Here is a 20346-nt window from a genome sequence, read left to right as displayed (position 1 = left end):
ACGAACGCCCCGGCCCCCGTCGCGAGCCGCGCGCGGCACGGTTCCCACCGCACCGCGCGCCGCGCCTCACGCACTGCTCGTCCGTCCCTTCGAGCCCGCGGGCCTTCGAGACGGAGGAGGAGCAGGCCTACTGGCCACCCTTTTGCACGAAGGACCGCACGAAGTCCTCCGCGTTCTCCTCGAGGACGTCGTCGATCTCGTCCAGGACGGAGTCCACGTCGTCGTTGAGCTTCTCCTGACGCTCCTTGAGGTCCTCGGAAGCCTGCGCCTCCTGTGTCTGCTCCTCGGCCTCCTCGGTGGAACGCGTGGCCTTCTGCTGCCCGCCGCCGGTGTCCTTGGTCGCCATAACCCTCACCCCGCTCGGTTCGCCCGACACAGTTGCTCGGTCAAGATCAGACCCTACAAGCCGGGTCCGACATCGGCCCCGCTGTTTGCACAACGTACGGGGGCCATCTCGATGGTTCCCGGACCGGATGACTTTCCACCCTGCCCGGCGGTCTCCTCCCGTGTACCCGCTCGGCGCCGTCACCCGCCGGAAAGGACCTTGACCAGGTCTTCCGCGGTACGGCAGCGGTCCAGAAGCTCCTTGACGTGATTACGCGTTCCGCGAAGCGGTTCCAGGGTTGGGACCCGCTGGAGCGAGTCCCGGCCCGGCAGATCGAAGATCACCGAGTCCCAGGAGGCCGCCGCGACGTTGTCCGCGTACTGCTCCAGACAGCGTCCCCGGAAGTACGCCCGGGTGTCCTCCGGCGGCTTCGTACGGGCCCGCTCGACCTCCGCCTCGTCCAGCAGCCGGTTGATGCGGCCGCGGTCCACGAGACGGTTGTACAGGCCCTTGTCGGGCCGTACGTCGGCGTACTGGAGGTCCACGAGGTGCAGCCGGGCGGCGTCCCAGTCCAGGTCGTCCCGGCGCCGGTAGCCCTCCATGAGTTCCCGCTTGGCGACCCAGTCCAGCTCGCCGGCCAGGCTCATCGGGTCGTTCTCGAGCCGGTTGAGGGTGTCCTCCCAGCGGCCCAGGACGTCCTTGGTCTGGTCGTCGGCGTCCGCCCCGTACCGTTCCTCGACGTATTTGCGCGCCAGCTCGTAGTACTCCATCTGGAGCTGCACCGCAGTCAGTGTCCGGCCGCTGCGCAGAGTGACCAGCTGTTTGAGGGACGGGTCGTGCGACACCTGGTGGAGGGTGCGCACCGGCTGGTCCACGGCCAGGTCCACGGCGATGAACCCGTCCTCGATCATGGACAGGACCAGCGCCGTCGTGCCCAGCTTCAGATAGGTCGAGATCTCCGACAGGTTCGCGTCGCCGATGATCACGTGCAGCCGCCGGTACTTCTCGGCGTCCGCGTGCGGTTCGTCGCGCGTGTTGATGATGGGGCGCTTCAGCGTCGTCTCCAGGCCCACCTCGACCTCGAAGTAGTCCGCGCGCTGACTGAGCTGGAAGCCGTGCTCGTGCCCGTCCTGACCGATGCCGACGCGGCCGGCGCCGGTGAAGACCTGGCGGGAGACGAAGAAGGGCGTCAGGTGGCGCACGATGTCCGAGAAGGCGGTCTCCCGCTTCATCAGGTAGTTCTCGTGCGTGCCGTAGGAGGCGCCCTTGTTGTCGGTGTTGTTCTTGTAGAGATGGATGGGCTGGGCACCGGGCAGCTGGGAGGCCCGCTCGGCGGCCTCGGCCATGATCCGCTCGCCGGCCTTGTCCCACAGCACGGCGTCCCGCGGGTTGGTGACCTCCGGAGCGCTGTACTCGGGGTGGGCGTGGTCGACGTAGAGGCGTGCTCCATTGGTGAGGATCACGTTGGCCAGGCCGATGTCCTCGTCGGTGAGCTGGCTGGAGTCGGCGGCCTCACGGGCGAGGTCGAAGCCTCGCGCGTCCCGCAGCGGGTTCTCCTCCTCGAAGTCCCAGCGGGCCCGGCGGGCCCGGTGCATCGCCGCCGCGTAGGCGTTGACGATCTGGGACGAGGTGAGCATGGCATTGGCGTTCGGGTGGCCGGGGACGGAGATCCCGTACTCCGTCTCGATGCCCATTACTCGCCGTACGGTCATGCGGCCCTCCTTGCCCGGCGGTGCCCTCGGTCGTGGGCTCCGCTCAAGTACCGCTGGCGCTCCGATGCGTGTGCGGTACCCGTCCCCGCACTGCGCGACTCGGCGGTACGGAAGAGCCTAGAACGCCTTTGCGCTGGTGGGGAGATCATTTGCGTCATTGCCTTGCTCCAGCCGGGGCTCCGAAAAACAGTCGGCTGCGGGTACCCCCGTCGAGGGCACCCGCAGCCGCCCCGCCTATTACAGGTACTGACCGGTGTTCGCCACCGTGTCGATGGAGCGTCCGGTGTCCGCGCCCTGCTTTCCGGTGACGAGCGTACGGATGTACACGATCCGCTCGCCCTTCTTTCCGGAGATCCGGGCCCAGTCGTCCGGGTTGGTGGTGTTGGGCAGGTCCTCGTTCTCCTTGAACTCGTCCACGCAGGCCTGGAGGAGATGGGAGACGCGAAGGCCCTTCTGGTCCTTGTCGAGGAAGTCCTTGATCGCCATCTTCTTGGCGCGGCCCACGATGTTCTCGATCATGGCACCGGAATTGAAGTCCTTGAAATAGAGGACTTCCTTGTCGCCATTGGCGTAGGTGACCTCCAGGAAGCGGTTCTCGTCGGATTCGGCGTACATGTGTTCCACCGCCGTCTGGATCATGCTCTGGACGGTGGCCGACTTGTCCTTCTCGTGCTCCGCGAGGTCGTCCGAGTGGAGCGGGAGGCGCTCGGTGAGGTACTTGCCGAAGATGTCCTTGGCCGCCTCGGCGTCCGGACGCTCGATCTTGATCTTCACATCGAGCCGGCCGGGCCGCAGGATGGCGGGGTCGATCATGTCCTCACGGTTGGAGGCACCGATCACCACCACGTTCTGCAGGCCCTCCACACCGTCGATCTCGGCGAGCAGCTGGGGGACGATGGTGTTCTCCACGTCCGAGCTGACACCGGAGCCGCGGGTGCGGAAGAGGGACTCCATCTCGTCGAAGAAGACGATGACGGGAGTGCCCTCGCTGGCCTTCTCACGGGCCCGCTGGAAGACCAGGCGGATCTGCCGCTCGGTCTCGCCGACGTACTTGTTGAGCAGCTCGGGGCCCTTGATGTTGAGGAAGAAGCTCTTGCCCGCGGCCTGGCCGGTCACCTCGGCGACCTTCTTGGCCAGCGAGTTGGCGACGGCCTTGGCGATGAGCGTCTTGCCGCAGCCGGGAGGTCCGTAGAGCAGGACGCCCTTGGGCGGACGCAGCTCGTGCTCCCGGAAGAGGTCGGGGTAGAGATAGGGAAGCTCGACCGCGTCCCGGATGGCCTCGATCTGTCCGCCGAGGCCGCCGATCTGCTCGTAGCCGATGTCGGGGACCTCTTCGAGGACGAGTTCCTCGACCTCGCTCTTGGGCACGACCTCGTACACATAGCCGGAGCGGGGTTCGAGCAGGAGGGCGTCGCCCGGACGGATGGTGAGGCCGCGCAGCGGCTCGGCGAGCCGCACCACCCTCTCCTCGTCCGTGTGTCCGAGCACCAGGGCCCGCTCGCCGTCCTCCAGGATCTCCTTGAGGGTGACGATGTCGCCGACGCTCTCGTACTCCATGGCCTCGACCACGTTGAGGGCTTCGTTGAGCATCAGTTCCTGGCCGCGCCGCAGCTCGTCCAGCTCGACACTCGGGCTGACGTTCACCCGGAGTTTGCGGCCGCCGGTGAAGATGTCGGCGGTGCCGTCCTCATTCGCTTGCAGGAAGACGCCGAAACCGGCCGGCGGCTGGGCCAGACGGTCGACCTCCTCCTTGAGGGCCACGATCTGGTCGCGGGCCTCGCGGAGCGTGCCGGCGAGTCGTTCGTTCTGGGCGGACACGCCGGCCAGATTGGTCTGCAGTTCGACGATCCGCTCTTCGAGAATTCTCGTGTGTCGCGGAGATTCGGCGAGCTTGCGTCGCAGGACGGCGATCTCCTGCTCAAGGTAGGCCACCTGCCCGGCCGGGTCCTCGGACCCGCGTCCCGGGCGGATGCCGCGGTTCATGTCGTCGTCGTGGGCTGCCACGGTCCTCACCTCCTCCAAGGGGAGCTGGACGCTTCCAGACCCTACCTGGGTGGGTGTCGATTGAAACCCCTAGATCACAAAGACTATGGGGGTGTGTCCGATCTTCACCCTTGCGCTCTCCCTCACGCCAGGGGAATACCCACCGAACGTGACGGGAACCCAGCCGGAGGTAGGGTCGAAGTGTTCAACACCCGTCAGAGCTGGCCGGATTCCCGAGCGGCTCGGCGCAGGAAGCGGCAGGAGAGATGAGCGTGCAGCAGGAGGCCGGAGTCGAGGGCGAGGCCCTGGAGGTCTGGATCGACCAGGACCTGTGTACCGGCGACGGCATCTGCGCCCAGTACGCGCCCGAGGTGTTCGAGCTGGACATCGACGGTCTGGCCTACGTCAAGGGCGCCGACGACGAGCTTCTGCAGGCCAGGGGGGCGACAACACCCGTGCCGCTGCCGCTGCTCACGGACGTGGTCGACTCCGCCAAGGAGTGTCCGGGCGAGTGCATCCACGTACGTCGCGTTTCGGACAGGGCCGAGGTCTACGGGCCGGACTCAGAGTAATCAAAATGTGACCTCTTGGTCACGCCGCGTGACCGCTGTCTGTTGTGTCACACCGCCTGCCGCAGGGTGCCGCTCACACGGTGCGTGCCCGGGACGGCGTGTCGCTGACGAAGGACCCGTTCTTCCACTGCCACTTCACGTCGTCCGTGACGTTGGGGCAGCAACTGGGCACGTCGGCCGACGAGTAGCCGAGGAGTGTGGCGAGTACGGCGCCGTCACGCACGGAGAGGTCGGTGACCGTCCTGCGTTCTTGAGGGTCCACGAGGGTGGCCACGACACGGGGCTTGCCGCTGTCCGCGTCCGCCGTGATGACGTACACCCCGTCGGGCGGGGTGCCCATGGGCGCGTCGCAGTGCACGACCGCAACCGTCTCGGGCCGGCCGTCGCCGTCGAGGTCGCCGGAGGCCTTCTTCTGCACCACCGCGTCGACCGGACCGCACTCCAGGGGGAAGGTGACGGCCGCCGGATCGGGCGCCGCGGCGTGCGCCGGGGCGCTCTTCGGTTTGTGGGCGCCGGGCTGCGCCGCCGTCGCGGCGTCGGGCTGCAGGACCGAGGACAGGGCCACCACTCCGGCGAGGGCCGTGGCCGTGGCGACCCAGTGGATCGGGCGGGTGTGCGTGTGCGACAGGTCCGGAACGGCGGGATGCTGCACGAGGAGTGTCTCCTGTGAGGGCTGTGCCGGCGGGGGGAGGGGTGGCCAGCATCGTGCCACACGTCACAGTGAGTGGGAACGGCGGGGTGGTTACTCGCACGGATTTCCGGACCCGCCGCTTCCCTCGACGGGTGCCCGTCAACGCGGGGACGCCGTGGCGAAGTTCCGGAGTGTCCGGGACTTCACCACGGCGTCCATGCGTCGGTCGCGGCACGGGCCGCCTCAGCGGCCGGAGCCGCCGCCTGCGTTGGGGCCGTCGTAGTCCTCGCCGTAGGCGCCCTTGGCGGGGCGGCGGCGCCGCATCGGCGGCTCGACGCCGTCGGCGAGGCGGCGGGCGGTGAGCAGGAAGCCGGTGTGGCCGATCATCCGGTGGTCCGGGCGGACGGCGAGGCCCTCGACGTGCCAGTTGCGGATCATCGTCTCCCAGGAGGTCGGCTCGTTGAAGCAGCCGATCTCACGGATGGACTCGACGGTCCGGGCCAGCTGGGTCGTCGTCGCGACGTAGCAGCACAGGATGCCGCCGGGCACGAGCGCCTTGGAGACGGCGTCCAGGCACTCCCAGGGGGCGAGCATGTCCAGGATGACGCGGTCGACGTCGGCGTCGGACAGGTTGTCCTGGAGGTCGCCGACGGTCAACTGCCAGGCGGGGTGCGGGCCGCCGAAGTAGCGCTCCACGTTCTGCCGGGCGATGTCGGCGAAGTCCTCGCGGCGCTCGTAGGAGTGCAGCATGCCCTGGTCGCCGATGGCGCGCAGCAGGAAGCTGCTGAGTGAGCCGGAGCCCACGCCCGCCTCCACGACGCGTGCGCCGGGGAAGACGTCGGCGAAGGCGAGGATCTGCCCCGCGTCCTTCGGGTAGACGACTGCGGCCCCGCGGGGCATGGACAGGACGTAGTCGGGGAGCAGGGGGCGCAGCGCGAGGTAGGCGACGTTCCCGGTGGTGCGGACGACGCTGCCCTCGGGAGCACCGATCAGTTCGTCGTGGGGGAAGGAACCCTTGTGGGTGTGGAAGTTCTTCCCGGCCTCGAGCGTGAACGTGTAGTGGCGGCCCTTGGGGTCGGTCAGCTGAACCTGGTCCCCGACCTTGAAGGGCCCGCGCCTGCGGGCGGCACCGGTCGGTTCGGACATGTGACCAGCCTACCGGTCCCGACGGGGGCCACCGACCACGCGGGGTACCCGTCAAAGCCCCTGGGAGGGCCGGGCCATGGCCTTGACGAAGGCGCGTTCCACGTCGGCCGCGGAGAGGACGCCGTAGATCTCGCCGGTCTCCTCGACCACCAGATACTCGGTCGCCGGGTTGGTGCGCAGGGCGTCCAGCAGCTCTTCGCCCGACAGCTCGGCCGAGACCCGCATGCCGTCGGTGAGGTCCTGGGCGAGGGTGCTGACGGGCACCCAGGGGCGGCGGTGCTCGGGTACGCCGACGATGGCGGCCTCGCGGACCAGCGAGACGGGCCTGCCGTCCGGGTCGACGACGACCAGGGCGCGGGCCCCGGAGGCGTTGGCGCGGCGCAGCGCCTCGGAGAGCGGGGTGTCGGCCGGGACGGGGACGGCGCGCCGGGTGAGGGCGCGGGCGCGCAGCTCCGGGAGGTGTTCGCGCAGGCGGGCCATGCGCAGGCTGTTTCCGGCGCCGGTCCAGATGATCGCGGCGAGGATCGCGGCCAGCAGGGCGTCCATCACGGTGTCCATGCCGACGTTGTCCACGGCGTCGGAGCCGAGCGCGCCCGACTGGGTGAGCAGCGGCAGTCCGATCAGTACGGAGACGGCGAGGGCCCGGCCGACCCAGGCGGCGGCGACGGTGCCGTGCATCGGCTTGCCGGTGATCTTCCAGACGACGGCGCGGAGCATCCGGCCGCCGTCGAGGGGCAGGCCGGGCAGCAGGTTGAAGGCGGCCACGATGAGGTTGGAGATCATCAGGCCGGCCAGCAGCACGCCGGGGACGGTGCCGGGTTCGACGGCGAGCAGGGCGACGTAGAAGAGGCCGCCGAGGACGAGGGAGAGCAGGGGGCCCACGAAGGCCAGCACGAATTCGCGGCCGGGGGTCTCGGCCTCCTTCTCGATCTCGGAGACGCCGCCGAAGAACTGGAGCTGGATGCGGCGGACCGGGAGCTTGAAGCGGAGGGCGGCGACGGTGTGGGCCAGCTCGTGGACGAAGACGGAGGCGTAGAAGGCGATCGCGAAGAAGAGGGAGACCAGATAGCGGGCGGCGCCCAGCTCGGGCAGCACGCGGTCCAGCTGGCCGCCGAACACCCAGGTGATCAGGATGGCGACCAGGAACCAGCTGGGCGCCACGTACACGGGCACGCCGAAGGGCCTGCCCACCAGCAGCCCGCCCCCGGGCTCCGGCCGACGCCGCGGCGGACGGCCCGGACCGCCGCCGGCCTCCTGGTGGGCGTCGGCACGGGCCCGGTCGGGGTGGGTGTCGGCGCCGCCGTGCGGGTCGGGGTGCGCCGGCTGGTCCGGTTTCGCCAACGGGACCGGTCTCGCCGGCTCCTCCGGGGCTCCCCGCGGGTCCGGAGTGGCATCGTCCGGGCTGTCGCCGGCGCCCGTCTCGTTCCGCGCGGCGGCGGATCCGGCCGGGGTCTCCCCCTGCGGCGTCGGGTCCGGCACCCCACCGCTGCTCCCGGTGCCGGCCCTGCCGGGCTCTTCCCCCGACGCCGGCAGCTCGCTCGTGGACCCAGGTTCAGAGGCGGGCCGGGGTTCGGGCGCGGGTCCGTGCTCGGGCGGGTCGGAATCCGTGGGGTCCGGCCCGACGGCGTCGGTGGCCGCAGGCGTGGACCCTGCCTGGGGCTCGGCCGGCTCGTCGTTGCCGGATCGCGGCTGCCCGCTCCCGCCGCTCACGTCCACGGTTTCCCCTCGTTCGAAGCGTCTCCCGCCTGCCGGACGGGAGGGTCTCGTGTCGATGGTATGCGTCCGTCCCGGCCCGTTCCGCCCCGGCACCCCTGTGCCTCCCTTCCGTCGCACGGGTCACGGCCGCGGACCGGGTCGCTGTCAGTGGCGGGCCGTAAGGTCTGGGGGCATGAAGACGAGCATCGAGGACGCCGCGGCGGACGCCGGCGCACCCGTACCACCGGCCGTGGCGACCGTGGCGGACCGGGCGGGCGCGGTGGTGGGCACGACGGCCGCACGGCCCGCGCCCGTCCGCGTGCCCATGGCGCCCGCCTCGCTCTCGCCCTCCCGGGCCGGCGACTTCATGCAGTGCCCGCTGCTGTACCGGTTCCGGGTCATCGACCGGCTCCCGGAGAAGCCCAGCGAGGCGGCGACCAGGGGCACCCTGGTGCACGCGGTGCTCGAACGGCTCTTCGACGCCCCGGCGGCCGAGCGCACGGCTCCACGGGCGAGGGAGCTGGTCCCGGGCCAGTGGGACCGGCTGCGGGAGAGCAGGCCGGAGGTCGGCGAGCTGTTCGCGGACGACCCGGAGGGCGAGCGGCTGGCGCGGTGGCTCACCGAGGCGGAGCGGCTCGTCGAGCGCTGGTTCACCCTGGAGGACCCGAGCCGGCTGGAGCCCGCCGAGCGTGAGCTGTTCGTGGAGGCCGAGCTGGACTCCGGGCTCCGGCTGCGCGGCATCATCGACCGGGTCGACGTGGCCCCCACCGGTGAGGTGCGGATCGTCGACTACAAGACGGGCAAGGCGCCCCGCCCGCAGTATGCCGAGGGCGCGCTGTTCCAGATGAAGTTCTACGCGCTGGTGGTGTGGCGGCTGAAGAAGATCGTCCCGCGCCGTCTGCAACTCGTCTATCTCGGCAGCGGCGACGTGCTCACGTACGACCCGGTCCTCGCCGACCTGGAGCGGGTCGAGCGCAAGCTGCTGGCGCTGTGGGAGGCGATCCGGCAGGCGACCGAGACCGGCGACTGGCGGCCGCGCCCCACCAAGCTGTGCGGCTGGTGCGACCACCAGGCGCACTGCCCGGAGTTCGGCGGCACTCCCCCGCCCTATCCGCTGCCGGTGAGGGCGGCCGACTCCGGCGCCGCCGAGCAGGGCAGAATGGGACCGGACTAGCGAGAAGGAGACTTACGTGGCCATCCGCGTCCTACTGGTCGACGACCAGCCGCTGCTGCGCACCGGCTTCCGGATGATTCTGGAGGCGGAGCCGGACATCGCGGTCGTCGGCGAGGCCGGAGACGGCCTCCAGGCACTCGACCAGGTGCGGGCGCTCCAGCCCGATGTGGTGCTGATGGACATCCGCATGCCGCGGATGGACGGTGTGGAGGCGACCCGGCAGATCACCGGGCCCGAGCGGGACGGCCCGGCCAAGGTACTGGTGCTGACCACCTTCGACCTCGACGAGTACGTGGTGGAGGCGCTGAAGGCGGGTGCCAGCGGCTTCCTGCTCAAGGACGCCCCGGCCAACGAACTGGTGCAGGCCATCCGCGTGGTGGCGAACGGCGAGGCGATGCTCGCCCCGAGCATCACCCGGCGGCTGCTCGACAAGTACGCCACGCACCTGCCCTCGGGCGAGGAGCCGGTGCCGGACACCCTGCACACGCTGACCGACCGTGAGGTCGAGGTGCTGAAGCTGGTGGCCCGCGGTCTGTCGAACGCGGAGATCGCCGCCGACCTCTTCGTCAGCGAGACCACCGTGAAGACACACGTGGGCCATGTGCTCACCAAGCTGGGCCTGCGCGACCGGGTGCAGGCCGCGGTGTACGCGTACGAGAGCGGTCTGGTCCGTCCCGGCGCGCAGTAGCCGCCCGGCACGGCCCGCCCGCTTCACCGGCGCTCGAGAACCCCGAAGGGCGCCCGCTTCTCGCGGAACTCACGAGAAGCGGGCGCCCTTCGGGGTTTGTGCCGGGCGGGGCGTCAGCCGCTCACACCCCGGCCCAGCTCCCACAGCTGGAGCGTGGAGGAGGAGCTGAGGAGGTAGGCCGTGCCGGTGATGTCGTCCGAGGCGGCCACGTACTGCTTGCCCTGCCACAGCGGGATCAGCGGGACGTCGTCGGCGGTGATGTCCTGGATGTCCCCCAGGGTGTCCACCGCGGAGAGGCGGTCGGCCTCGCTGCGGGACTCGGGGATCAGATCGTTGATGATCTTCGGGTTCAGGTAGGGCGAGTTGAGGGTGTTGCCCTTGTCGAGGAACGGCGCGATGAAGCTGTCCGCGTCCGGGAAGTCGGGGAACCAGCCCATGCCGAAGATGTCGTACTTGAGCTTCCGCTCGGCCGGCCGGAAGACGTCCCAGGGCGTGCCCTTGATCTCGATGTCGAAGAGGCCGCTGCTGTTCAGCTGCCGCTGCAGTTCCTCGAACTCCTGCTTGGTCGCGGCACCGTAGTGGTCCGTGGTGTAGTTCAGGGTCAGCTTCACCGGCGTCTCGATGCCGGCCGACTTCAGCGTCTGCTTCGCCGCGCCGGGGTCCGGGTCGCCGTACTTGTTGAAGAACGAGTTCGAGTGGCCGGTGATGCCGGCCGGGACCATCGAGTACAGCGGCTGAGCCTGCGAACCGTAGGTCTTGGAGACGAGTTCGTCGCGGTTGATGACCTGGGCCATCGCCTGCCGGACGGCCTTGTCCTTCACGCTGGTCGCGTCCACGTTGAAGCCCAGGTACCGGATCTCGAGACCGGCCACCTCGACCAGCTTGACGTTGCCGCCGGAGCTGTTGGAGAGCTTGTTGATCTGCTCCGGCGTCATCGCGCGGGTCATCACGTCGATGTCGCCCTTGTCGAGCGCGGCGCCCATGGAGTCGGCGTCGTCGAAACTCTCCAGCTCCACCTTGTCGTTGTTCACCTTGAGACTCCCCTTGTAGTTGGGGTTCTTGGTGAGCACGACCTTGGAGAGGACGCCGTCCTTGGACTCGCCCTTCATCGTGTAGGGGCCGGATCCGTCCAGGTCGAAGCCGTCGCGGAGCTTGTCCTTCGGGTAGGAGTCCTTGCTCAGGATGCCGGCCACGGGGGTCGACAGCTTGAAGGGGAAGGTCGCGTCGGCGCTGTTGAGGTGGAAGATGACCTCGCGGTCGCCCTGGGTCTCGACCTTGTCCACCGTCGACAGCAGCGCGGACACGCCGCTGTCGGTGTTCAGGGAGATGGCACGCTCGATGGAGTACTTGACGTCCTCCGCGGTGAGGGGGTTGCCGTTCGCGAACTTCATGCCGTCGCGCAGCGTGCAGGCGTACCGCTCGTTGCCCTTGTCGGTGAAGCCGCACTTCTCGGCGGCCTCGGGGACGGGCTCGCCGTCGCCGCGCGGCAGCGTCATCAGCGTCTGCACGGTGTTGCGCATGATGTTCCAGGCACCGATGTCATAGGCCCAGGCCGGGTCGAAGGGCGCCGGAACGTCCTTCGTGATGGTGAACCGGTCCGTGGTGCCGACGACGATCGCGTCCCCGCCGCCACTGCCACCGTCGGACCCGCCACAGGCAGCGAGCACCGGCGCGAGCAGGCCGACGACGGCCGGCAGCACCAAAGTCTTACGGTTCATGCTCGAGTTTCTCCAGAGCTGTCGGTCCGTGTATCCGGCATGCAGGGGGGGTGTCGCGACGGATCACGGGGGTAGTGGCCGATGTTCTCGCGACGAGATTAGTCCGCGCCCGCACGGGGGTCCGCAGTCACCGGAGTTGAGGACTCATCACGGAGTGAAACCGGGTGTGGACGCACCGAAAACCCGACAGTGGAAGGATTAGTGCAGGCTCTCACCAATCAGGACACAAAGACTGCCGGACAACGTTCGCGGGGCGTGAGGCAGCACACCTTTCCCCCTCTGTCGACCCCTGGCAACGTGGGGAACGTCACACATGAGCGGGTGCGGGCAGTACCGGAATTCAGTCATCCGGCGCGGGGGGAATTGCCCCCCGCGCGCCCGCCGGGTTTGTCCCCGCCGCCGCTTCCGGAATTCCCGCCCTAACACCGCCGCACGCTGGGTGAACGCCTAGTGCATTCGTGTCATCAGGCCGCGCAGGAATGTCAGGTCGACCTCTTCCAGCGAGCCGACCACCGTGCGCCGGACGGCCGGGGTGATGGGGGCGACCGAGGGCACCGCCACGACATGGCACCCGGCGGACTCCGCGGCGGCGACCCCGGTCGCGGTGTCCTCGACGACGGCGCACCGCAGCGGGTCGACGTTCGAGCCCTGCCGTGGCGGCCAGATACGGGTCCGGGTGGGGCTTGGTGCGCGGCACCTCGTCGCCCGCGACCGTGAGGGCGAAGTGCTGGGGGCCGAGTGTGGCCAGAACGCGGTCGATGATGCGCCGGTGCGAGGCGGAGACCAGGGCCGTGGGGATCTCGTGCCTGGACAGCTCCGCGAGCAGCCGGGCGGCTCCCGGCATGAGCGGCAGGCCGCGGCCGATGCGCTGCTCGAAGCGGTCGTTGAGCAGCACGCTGAGTTCGGCGAGCGACACGTCGGCGCCGGTGGCCTCGATGAGGAAGCCCGCGCTGCGGGCCATGGGGCCGCCGACCACCACATGGCGCCAGGAGTCGTCGAGGGGGTGGCCGAGGGAGGCGAAGACCTCCTTCTCGACGTCCCACCAGAAGCCCTCCGTGTCCACCAGGGTGCCGTCCATGTCGAGGAGCACGGCCTGGAGGGCGGAGCCCTCGGCCGTACGGGTTCCGAGCGCGGGGACCGTACTGGTCATCCACGTACCTCCTTGAGGGACGATAAGGCCGGCTCCCTCGGAGGGAGCCGGCCTGCAGTGGACCGACCAGTCTACGTCGTGCGGGTCGCGAACGCCTGATGTGGCCAGGGAGGCGGCGGGCGGCCTCAGCGGGCGTTGAAGTACTTGGCCTCGGGGTGGTGGATGACGATGGCGTCGGTGGACTGTTCGGGGTGGAGCTGGAATTCCTCCGACAGGTGGACGCCGATGCGCTCGGGCTCCAGCATGGCGGCGATCTTCGCGCGGTCCTCCAGGTCCGGGCAGGCGCCGTAGCCGAGGGAGAAGCGGGCGCCCCGGTACTTGAGGGCGAACATGTCCTGCATGGCGTCGGGGTCCTCCCCGGCGAAGCCGAGTTCGGAGCGTACGCGCGCGTGCCAGTACTCGGCGAGGGCCTCGGCGAGCTGGACGGACAGTCCGTGCAGTTCGAGGTAGTCGCGGTAGGCGTTGGCCTCGAACATGCGGGCCGTCTCCTCGCCGATGCGGGAGCCGACGGTGACGATCTGGAAGCCGACCACGTCGGTCTCGCCGGACTCCTCCGGGCGGAAGAAGTCGGCCAGGCACAGGCGACGGCCGCGGCGCTGGCGCGGGAAGGTGAACCGGGTGCGTTCGTTGCCGTCGTCGTCGAGGACGATCAGGTCGTCGTCCTTGGACACGCACGGGAAGTAGCCGTAGACGACGGCCGCCTCCAGCAGGTTCTCGGTCTGGAGCCGGTCGAGCAGGCCGCGCAGCCGTGGCCGGCCCTCGGACTCGACCAGTTCCTCGTAGGAGGGTCCGTCGCCGGTGCGGGCCTGCTTCAGGCCCCACTGGCCCTTGAACAGGGCGCCCTCGTCGAGCCAGGACGCGTACTCCTTGAGCTGGATGCCCTTGACGACGCGGGTGCCGCGGAAGGGCGGTACGGGGACGGGGTTGTCGGTGGCGACGTCGGAGCGGACGTGCCCTTCCTCGGGCCGCTCCTCGGCCTCCACGGCGGCGGCCCGCACCCGGCGCTGCCGCAGCTCGGGCAGCTTCGCGCCGGGCACGCCCCGCTTGATGCCGATCAGGGCGTCCATCAGGCGCAGGCCCTCGAAGGCGTCGCGGGCGTAGCGGACCTCGCCGTCGTAGATCTCGTGGAGGTCCTGTTCGACGTAGGCCCTGGTGAGGGCGGCGCCGCCGAGGATGACGGGGTAGTCGGCGGCCAGCTTGCGCTGGTTCAGCTCCTCCAGGTTCTCCTTCATGATCACCGTGGACTTGACCAGGAGTCCGGACATGCCGATGACGTTGGCCCGGTGTTCGTCGGCCGCCTCCAGGATCGCGGAGACCGGCTGCTTGATGCCGAGGTTGACGACGGTGTAGCCGTTGTTGGACAGGATGATGTCGACGAGGTTCTTGCCGATGTCGTGGACGTCGCCGCGGACGGTGGCCAGCACGATGGTGCCCTTGCCCTCGTCGTCGGTCTTCTCCATGTGCGGTTCCAGGTGCGCGACCGCGGTCTTCATGACCTCCGCGGACTGGAGCACGAACGGCAGCTGCATCTGGCCGGATCCGAACAGTTCACCGACGACCTTCATGCCGTCCAGCAGGGTCTCGTTGACGATCTCCAGAGCCGGACGCTCGGTCAGGGCGGCGTCCAGGTCCGCCTCAAGGCCGTTCTTCTCGCCGTCGATGATGCGCCGCTTGAGGCGCTCGTCCAGCGGCAGCGCGGCCAGTTCCTCGGACTTGGAGGCCCGCAGAGACTTCGCGGTGGCGCCCTCGAAGAGGGCCATGAGCTTTTGCAGCGGGTCGTAGCCCTCGCGGCGGCGGTCGTAGATGAGGTCGAGGGCGGTGGTGACCTGCTCCTCGTCGAAACGCGCGATCGGCAGGATCTTGCTCGCGTGCACGATCGCCGAGTCCAGGCCCGCCTTGACGCACTCGTCCAGGAAGACGGAGTTGAGCAGGATACGGGCGGCCGGGTTCAGGCCGAAGGAGATGTTCGACAGGCCGAGGGTGGTCTGCACGTCCGGGTGGCGCCGCTTCAGCTCACGGATGCCCTCGATGGTGGCGATGCCGTCCCCGCGGGACTCCTCCTGGCCGGTGCAGATGGTGAAGGTCAGGCAGTCGACGAGGATGTCCGACTCGTGGACACCCCAGTTGCCGGTGAGGTCCCCGATCAGCCGCTCGGCGATCTCGACCTTCTTCTCGGCGGTGCGGGCCTGGCCCTCCTCGTCGATGGTCAGCGCGATCAGCGCGGCGCCGTGCTCCCGCGCAAGCCCGGTGACCTTCGCGAACCGGGACCCGGGCCCCGCGCCGTCCTCGTAGTTGACCGAGTTGATGACCGCCCGGCCGCCGAGCTTCTCCAGACCCGCGCGCAGCACGTCGACCTCGGTGGAGTCCAGCACGATCGGCAGCGTGGACGCGGTGGCGAAACGCCCGGCCAGCTCCTCCATGTCGGCCACACCGTCGCGGCCCACATAGTCCACGCACAGGTCGAGCATGTGCGCGCCCTCGCGGATCTGGTCGCGGGCCATCTCCACACAGTCGTCCCAGCGGCCCTCCAGCATGGCCTCGCGGAACTTCTTCGAACCGTTGGCATTGGTCCGCTCACCGATGGCCAGATAGGACGTGTCCTGCCGGAAGGGCACGCTCTGGTACAGCGAGGCCGCACCCGGCTCGGGCCGCGGCCGGCGCTCGGCGGGCTCGGCGCCGCGGACCCGCTCGACGACCTGGCGCAGATGCTCGGGAGTGGTGCCGCAGCAGCCGCCCACCAGCGACAGGCCGTACTCGCGGACGAAGGTCTCCTGCGCGTCGGCCAGCTCGGGCGCGCTCAGCGGGTAGTGCGCGCCGTCCTTGCCGAGGACGGGCAGACCCGCGTTGGGCATGCAGGACAGCGGGACGCGGGAGTGACGGGCCAGATAGCGCAGGTGCTCACTCATCTCGGCGGGACCGGTCGCGCAGTTCAGGCCGATCATGTCGATGCCCAGCGGCTCCAGCGCGGTGAGCGCGGCACCGATCTCCGAGCCGAGCAGCATGGTCCCGGTCGTCTCCACCGTGACGGACACGATCACCGGCAGGTCCAGACCCAGGGCGTCCAGGGCGCGCCGGGCGCCGAGCACGGAGGCCTTGGTCTGCAGCAGGTCCTGCGTGGTCTCCACCAGCAGCGCGTCGGCACCGCCCGCGACCAGGCCCTCCGCGTTGCGCTGGTAGGCGTCGCGCAGGGTGGTGTACGGGGCGTGACCGAGGGTGGGCAGCTTGGTGCCGGGCCCGATGGAACCGAGCACCCAGCGCTGCCTGCCGTCGCGGGCGGCGAACTCGTCGGCGACCTCACGGGCGACACGGGCACCGGCCTCGGACAGCTCGTGGACGCGCTCGGGGATGTCGTACTCACCGAGCGCGGAGTGGTTGGCCCCGAAGGTGTTGGTCTCGACGCAGTCCACACCGGCGGCGAAGTACTCCTCGTGCACGGAACGCACGATGTCGGGCCGGGTCAGGTTCAGGACCTCATTGCACCCCTCCAACTGCTGGAAGTCGTCCAGCGAGGGGTTCTGCGCCTGGAGCATGGTGCCCATCGCACCGTCGGCGACCACCACACGGGAGGCGAGCGCCTCGCGCAGGGCGGACACGCGGGTCCGGGTGCCGGCGGTCGGGGTGGACGGCGACGAGGCCATGAAAGGGCTCCCTAGGATGCGACGGCTGTCGGCTTTGCGCTGCCCGGTGCCGTCCGCGAGGGACGTTCCGGGAGGAGAACGCACGCCGCCAGGGTAGCCGGGACCCGGGGCCGGGGGTCGGGGCGTCCACGAGACGGACGAGTATGGCGGGGCGCACGCCCGCCGAAAGAATGAACCGCCGCTCCGGGCGGACCGCCGGTCGCGGGAGGTCCGGGGCGCGGGTGCGCCCGGTTCTTCGGCCGCTTCGGTCGGACGGCGGGCGCACGGGGACATGGCCGGAGTGCGACAGTTGCCCGCCGAGCATTGGCGGGAGGTCGGCATCGACCGGTAGTGTTCGGCATTGCCGAACGGCGTCAGTGGCACCGAGATCGGCAGTCGAAGGGGACGGAGGCAGTACGTCGATGGCACGGAACATCCAGTCGCTCGAACGGGCGGCCGCGATGCTGCGCCTGCTCGCGGGCGGCGAACGGCGGCTCGGCCTGTCGGACATCGCCTCGTCGCTCGGTCTGGCCAAGGGCACCGCGCACGGCATCCTGCGCACCCTCCAGCACGAGGGCTTCGTGGAGCAGGACGAGACCTCCGGGCGCTATCAGCTGGGCGCCGAGCTGCTGCGCCTGGGCACGACGTACCTCGACGTGCACGAGCTGCGGGCGCGCGCCCTGGTGTGGACGGACGACCTGGCCCGCTCCAGCGGCGAGAGCGTCCATCTCGGCGTCCTGCACCAGCGGGGCGTCCTGGTCGTGCACCACGTCTTCCGGCCCGACGACAGCCGGCAGGTCCTGGAGATCGGCGCCATGCAGCCGCTGCACTCCACGGCGCTGGGCAAGGTGCTGTCGGCGTACGACCCGGTCGCGCACAGCGAGGTCCTGGAGAGCGACCGCAAGGCGTACACGGACCGCACCGTCTGCGAGCCGGACAGGTTCGAGCACATCCTGGACATCACGCGCGCGCGTGGTTACGCGGCCGACGTCGAGGAGACCTGGGAGGGCGTCGCCTCCATCGCCGCCCCCATCCACGACCGCAGGCGCATGCCGGTCGGCGCGGTCGGCATCACCGGGGCCGTGGAACGGCTGTGCCGGGAGGGTGAGCTGCGGCCCGAGCTGGTCGCGGCGGTACGGGACTGCGCCCGCGCGGTGTCGCGGGACCTGGGCGCCGGGCGGTTCTGACCGCGCACGGACAGGGAGGCCGGAACGCCGGACGGCGTTCCGGCCTCCGGCGTCTCCCGACGCGCCCGGTCCGGCGAACGCCGATCCATAACCGGCGGCGATCAATAACGATCGTACTTTCGATAACAGGACTCTTGACGCATGCGCGACGCCGAAGCGAGACTCGCGTCCATCGGTCGGCATTGTCGAACACCTACCGGTAATACGCGTTAGAGTGTGACAACGCCAAGGGCCGCCATCGCTCTCACACCGAGGGCGCCTGAACACCCGGAGGGACCCGGGGGTTCGGCTTCCCCTGGACGAAGGACAAAGGAGTCGCGGGTGTCCAGCTCCGACATCTTCATCGGCGAGACCATAGGTACCGCCGTACTCATCCTGCTCGGCGGCGGTGTCTGCGCCGCCGTGACGCTCAAGGCCTCCAAGGCCCGCAACGCCGGCTGGCTCGCCATCGCCTTCGGGTGGGGCTTCGCCGTGCTGACGGGCGCGTACATCTCGGGCCCGCTGTCCGGCGCCCACCTCAACCCGGCCGTGACGCTCGCCCTCGCCATCAAGGACGGCGAATGGAGCAACGTCCCGACGTACTTCGCCGGACAGATGCTCGGCGCGATGATCGGCGCGGCCCTGGTCTGGGTCGCCTACTACGGCCAGTTCCAGGCCCACCTGACCGACCGGGAGATCGTCGGCGGTCCGGGCGCCCAGGACACCGCGGCCAAGTCCGTCGAGGCCCAGGAGAAGGGCGCCGGGCCGGTGCTGGGCATCTTCTCCACCGGACCCGAGGTCCGCAACGCGGTGCAGAACCTCGCGACCGAGGTCATCGGCACCTTCGTCCTGCTGCTCGCCATCCTCACCCAGGGCCTGAACGGCGAGGGCGACGGCCTCGGCGTCCTGGGCTACCTGATCACCGCGTTCGTGGTCGTGGCGATCGGCCTGTCCCTCGGCGGTCCGACCGGCTACGCGATCAACCCCGCCCGCGACCTCGGTCCGCGCATCGTGCACGCCCTGCTGCCCCTGCCCAACAAGGGCGGCTCCGACTGGTCCTACGCCTGGGTCCCGATCGTCGGTCCGCTGATCGGCGGCGCGCTCGCCGCAGGTGTCTACAACGTCGCGTTCGTCTGAGCGGGCATCCGCTCGGCCGTCGTCGAGCCGCAGCACACGCGCCGTACGCACCGGCCACCCCACCACGCAAACCCAGGAGCACACAGTGACCGACGCCCACACCACCGGCCCCTTCATCGCCGCGATCGACCAGGGCACGACCTCCTCGCGCTGCATCGTCTTCGACCGCGACGGACGCATCGTCTCCGTCGACCAGAAGGAGCACGAGCAGATCTTCCCCAAGCCCGGCTGGGTCGAGCACGACGCCACCGAGATCTGGACCAACGTCCAGGAGGTCGTCGCCGGAGCCGTCGAGAAGGCCGGCATCACCCGCGACGACATCAAGGCCATCGGCATCACCAACCAGCGCGAGACCACCCTCGTCTGGGACAGGACCACCGGCGAGCCCGTCCACAACGCCATCGTCTGGCAGGACACCCGCACCGACGCCCTGTGCCGGGAACTCGGCCGCAACGTCGGCCAGGACCGCTTCCGCCGCGAGACCGGCCTCCCCCTCGCCTCCTACTTCGCCGGCCCCAAGGCCCGCTGGCTGCTCGACAACGTCGACGGCCTGCGCGAGCGTGCCGAGACGGGAGACCTGCTCTTCGGCACCATGGACTCCTGGGTCATCTGGAACCTCACCGGCGGCGTCGACGGCGGCAGGCACGTCACCGACGTCACCAACGCCTCCCGCACCCTGCTGATGAACCTGCACACCATGCAGTGGGACGAGAAGATCGCCGAGTCCATCGGCGTGCCGACCCGGATGCTCCCCGAGATCCGCTCCTCCGCCGAGGTCTACGGCGAGATCAGGGGCGGCAGGCTGGGCGAGCTGCTCGGCGGCATCCCGGTCGCCTCCGCGCTCGGCGACCAGCAGGCGGCCCTGTTCGGCCAGACCTGTTTCTCCGAGGGCGAGACCAAGTCGACGTACGGCACCGGCACCTTCATGGTGATGAACACCGGTGACAAGATCATCAACTCCTACTCGGGCCTGCTGACCACGGTCGGCTACAAGATCGGCGACCAGGACACGGTCTACGCCCTGGAGGGCTCGATCGCCGTCACCGGCTCGCTGGTGCAGTGGATGCGCGACCAGATGGGCCTGGTCTCCACCGCCGCCGAGATCGAGACCCTCGCCCTGTCGGTCGAGGACAACGGCGGCGCCTACTTCGTACCGGCCTTCTCCGGCCTGTTCGCCCCGTACTGGCGTTCCGACGCCCGCGGTGTGATCGCCGGCCTCACCCGGTACGTCACCAAGGCGCACCTCGCGCGCGCCGTGCTGGAGGCCACCGCCTGGCAGACCCGCGAGATCGCGGACGCCATGACCAAGGACTCCGGCGTCGAGCTGACCGCCCTCAAGGTCGACGGCGGCATGACCTCGAACAACCTGCTGATGCAGACCCTCGCCGACTTCCTGGACGCCCCCGTGGTACGCCCCATGGTCGCCGAGACCACCTGCCTCGGCGCCGCCTACGCCGCCGGCCTCGCCGTCGACTTCTGGAACAACACCGACGACCTGCGCGCCAACTGGCGCCGGGCCGCCGAGTGGACCCCCCGCATGGACGCGGACACCCGCGACCGTGAGTACAAGAGCTGGCTCAAGGCCGTCGAGCGGACCATGGGCTGGCTCGAGGACGAAAGCTGACGAGGAGT

Annotated in this window: 14 protein-coding genes and 1 pseudogene; 6 read left to right on the top strand and 9 right to left on the bottom strand. The window is 69.8% G+C overall.

The window, feature by feature from the left end; all coding sequences use genetic code 11:
* Positions 1 to 127: 127 nt before the first annotated feature.
* The 3 genes from AC4IHM_RS26850 to arc form a co-directional block, all read right to left on the bottom strand.
* Entirely contained in the window at positions 128 to 346 is a 219-nt protein-coding gene (locus tag AC4IHM_RS26850) for a ubiquitin-like protein Pup (protein WP_490869559.1), read from the bottom strand.
* A 179-nt stretch (positions 347 to 525) separates the two neighbouring features.
* A complete protein-coding gene (dop, locus tag AC4IHM_RS26845; protein WP_490869558.1) occupies positions 526 to 2037 on the bottom strand; it encodes a depupylase/deamidase Dop in 1512 nt (503 codons plus the stop codon).
* Positions 2038 to 2274: 237 nt separating this feature from the next.
* Positions 2275 to 4041: a proteasome ATPase gene (gene arc / locus AC4IHM_RS26840; RefSeq protein ID WP_490869557.1), complete on the bottom strand. Its 1767-nt coding sequence runs from the start codon at positions 4039 to 4041 to the stop codon at positions 2275 to 2277.
* 245 nt (positions 4042 to 4286) lie between these two features.
* On the opposite strand from arc, the gene AC4IHM_RS26835 reads away from it, so the two are divergent.
* A complete protein-coding gene (locus AC4IHM_RS26835) occupies positions 4287 to 4592 on the top strand; it encodes a ferredoxin (RefSeq protein WP_490869556.1) in 306 nt (101 codons plus the stop codon).
* A gap of 73 nt (positions 4593 to 4665) precedes the next feature.
* Here AC4IHM_RS26835 and AC4IHM_RS26830 read toward each other — a convergent pair whose 3' ends face one another.
* The 3 genes from AC4IHM_RS26830 to AC4IHM_RS26820 all read right to left on the bottom strand — a co-directional run bounded on the left by AC4IHM_RS26830 (position 4666) and on the right by AC4IHM_RS26820 (position 8085).
* On the bottom strand, positions 4666 to 5244 hold the full coding sequence (locus tag AC4IHM_RS26830; protein ID WP_490869555.1) for a hypothetical protein: 579 nt from the start codon (positions 5242 to 5244) through the stop codon (positions 4666 to 4668).
* 222 nt (positions 5245 to 5466) lie between these two features.
* Entirely contained in the window at positions 5467 to 6369 is a 903-nt protein-coding gene (locus AC4IHM_RS26825) for a tRNA (adenine-N1)-methyltransferase (protein WP_490869554.1), read from the bottom strand.
* A gap of 51 nt (positions 6370 to 6420) precedes the next feature.
* Positions 6421 to 8085 (bottom strand): site-2 protease family protein, encoded by a 1665-nt coding sequence (locus tag AC4IHM_RS26820; protein ID WP_490869553.1) that lies wholly within the window; start codon positions 8083 to 8085, stop codon positions 6421 to 6423.
* 172 nt (positions 8086 to 8257) lie between these two features.
* Between AC4IHM_RS26820 and AC4IHM_RS26815 the strand changes: the two genes are divergently transcribed.
* Both AC4IHM_RS26815 and AC4IHM_RS26810 read left to right on the top strand, forming a co-directional pair.
* Complete coding sequence (locus tag AC4IHM_RS26815; protein ID WP_490869552.1) at positions 8258 to 9238, top strand: RecB family exonuclease; 981 nt, start codon at positions 8258 to 8260, stop codon at positions 9236 to 9238.
* Positions 9239 to 9254: 16 nt separating this feature from the next.
* On the top strand, positions 9255 to 9926 hold the full coding sequence (locus AC4IHM_RS26810; protein WP_490869551.1) for a response regulator: 672 nt from the start codon (positions 9255 to 9257) through the stop codon (positions 9924 to 9926).
* Positions 9927 to 10039: 113 nt separating this feature from the next.
* On the opposite strand, the gene AC4IHM_RS26805 is transcribed toward AC4IHM_RS26810, so the two are convergent.
* From AC4IHM_RS26805 to metH, 3 genes and pseudogenes are all read right to left on the bottom strand, one after another.
* Positions 10040 to 11644, bottom strand: a complete 1605-nt coding sequence (locus AC4IHM_RS26805) for an ABC transporter substrate-binding protein (RefSeq protein ID WP_490869550.1) — start codon at positions 11642 to 11644, stop codon at positions 10040 to 10042.
* 447 nt (positions 11645 to 12091) lie between these two features.
* Positions 12092 to 12794: pseudogene (locus AC4IHM_RS26800) on the bottom strand (HAD family hydrolase).
* Between the two features lie 125 nt (positions 12795 to 12919).
* On the bottom strand, positions 12920 to 16432 hold the full coding sequence (gene metH / locus AC4IHM_RS26795; protein ID WP_490869549.1) for a methionine synthase: 3513 nt from the start codon (positions 16430 to 16432) through the stop codon (positions 12920 to 12922).
* Positions 16433 to 16833: 401 nt separating this feature from the next.
* Between metH and AC4IHM_RS26790 the strand changes: the two genes are divergently transcribed.
* The 3 genes from AC4IHM_RS26790 (at position 16834) to glpK (ending at position 20338) form a co-directional block, all read left to right on the top strand.
* Positions 16834 to 17598: an IclR family transcriptional regulator gene (locus AC4IHM_RS26790; protein WP_490869548.1), complete on the top strand. Its 765-nt coding sequence runs from the start codon at positions 16834 to 16836 to the stop codon at positions 17596 to 17598.
* Positions 17599 to 17919: 321 nt separating this feature from the next.
* Positions 17920 to 18714, top strand: a complete 795-nt coding sequence (locus AC4IHM_RS26785) for an MIP/aquaporin family protein (protein ID WP_490869547.1) — start codon at positions 17920 to 17922, stop codon at positions 18712 to 18714.
* Between the two features lie 85 nt (positions 18715 to 18799).
* Positions 18800 to 20338, top strand: coding sequence for a glycerol kinase GlpK (gene glpK / locus AC4IHM_RS26780; RefSeq protein WP_490869546.1), 1539 nt, complete (start codon positions 18800 to 18802; stop codon positions 20336 to 20338).
* Positions 20339 to 20346: the final 8 nt, after the last annotated feature.

This window comes from Streptomyces sp. SL06, from assembly GCF_058244745.1.
Note: the sequence above shows the minus strand (reverse complement) of the source record. Positions and strands in the feature narration are given on the sequence as shown.

Excerpts from the sequence above, each read along its gene's own strand:
- AC4IHM_RS26805 (WP_490869550.1), bottom strand. The coding sequence starts at position 11,644 with ATGAACCGTAAGACTTTGGTGCTGCCGGCCGTCGTCGGCCTGCTCGCG.
- AC4IHM_RS26815 (WP_490869552.1), top strand. The coding sequence starts at position 8,258 with ATGAAGACGAGCATCGAGGACGCCGCGGCGGACGCCGGCGCACCCGTA.
- AC4IHM_RS26850 (WP_490869559.1), bottom strand. The coding sequence starts at position 346 with ATGGCGACCAAGGACACCGGCGGCGGGCAGCAGAAGGCCACGCGTTCC.
- metH (WP_490869549.1), bottom strand. The coding sequence starts at position 16,432 with ATGGCCTCGTCGCCGTCCACCCCGACCGCCGGCACCCGGACCCGCGTG.
- AC4IHM_RS26825 (WP_490869554.1), bottom strand. The coding sequence starts at position 6,369 with ATGTCCGAACCGACCGGTGCCGCCCGCAGGCGCGGGCCCTTCAAGGTC.
- AC4IHM_RS26790 (WP_490869548.1), top strand. The coding sequence starts at position 16,834 with ATGGCACGGAACATCCAGTCGCTCGAACGGGCGGCCGCGATGCTGCGC.
- dop (WP_490869558.1), bottom strand. The coding sequence starts at position 2,037 with ATGACCGTACGGCGAGTAATGGGCATCGAGACGGAGTACGGGATCTCC.
- AC4IHM_RS26835 (WP_490869556.1), top strand. The coding sequence starts at position 4,287 with ATGAGCGTGCAGCAGGAGGCCGGAGTCGAGGGCGAGGCCCTGGAGGTC.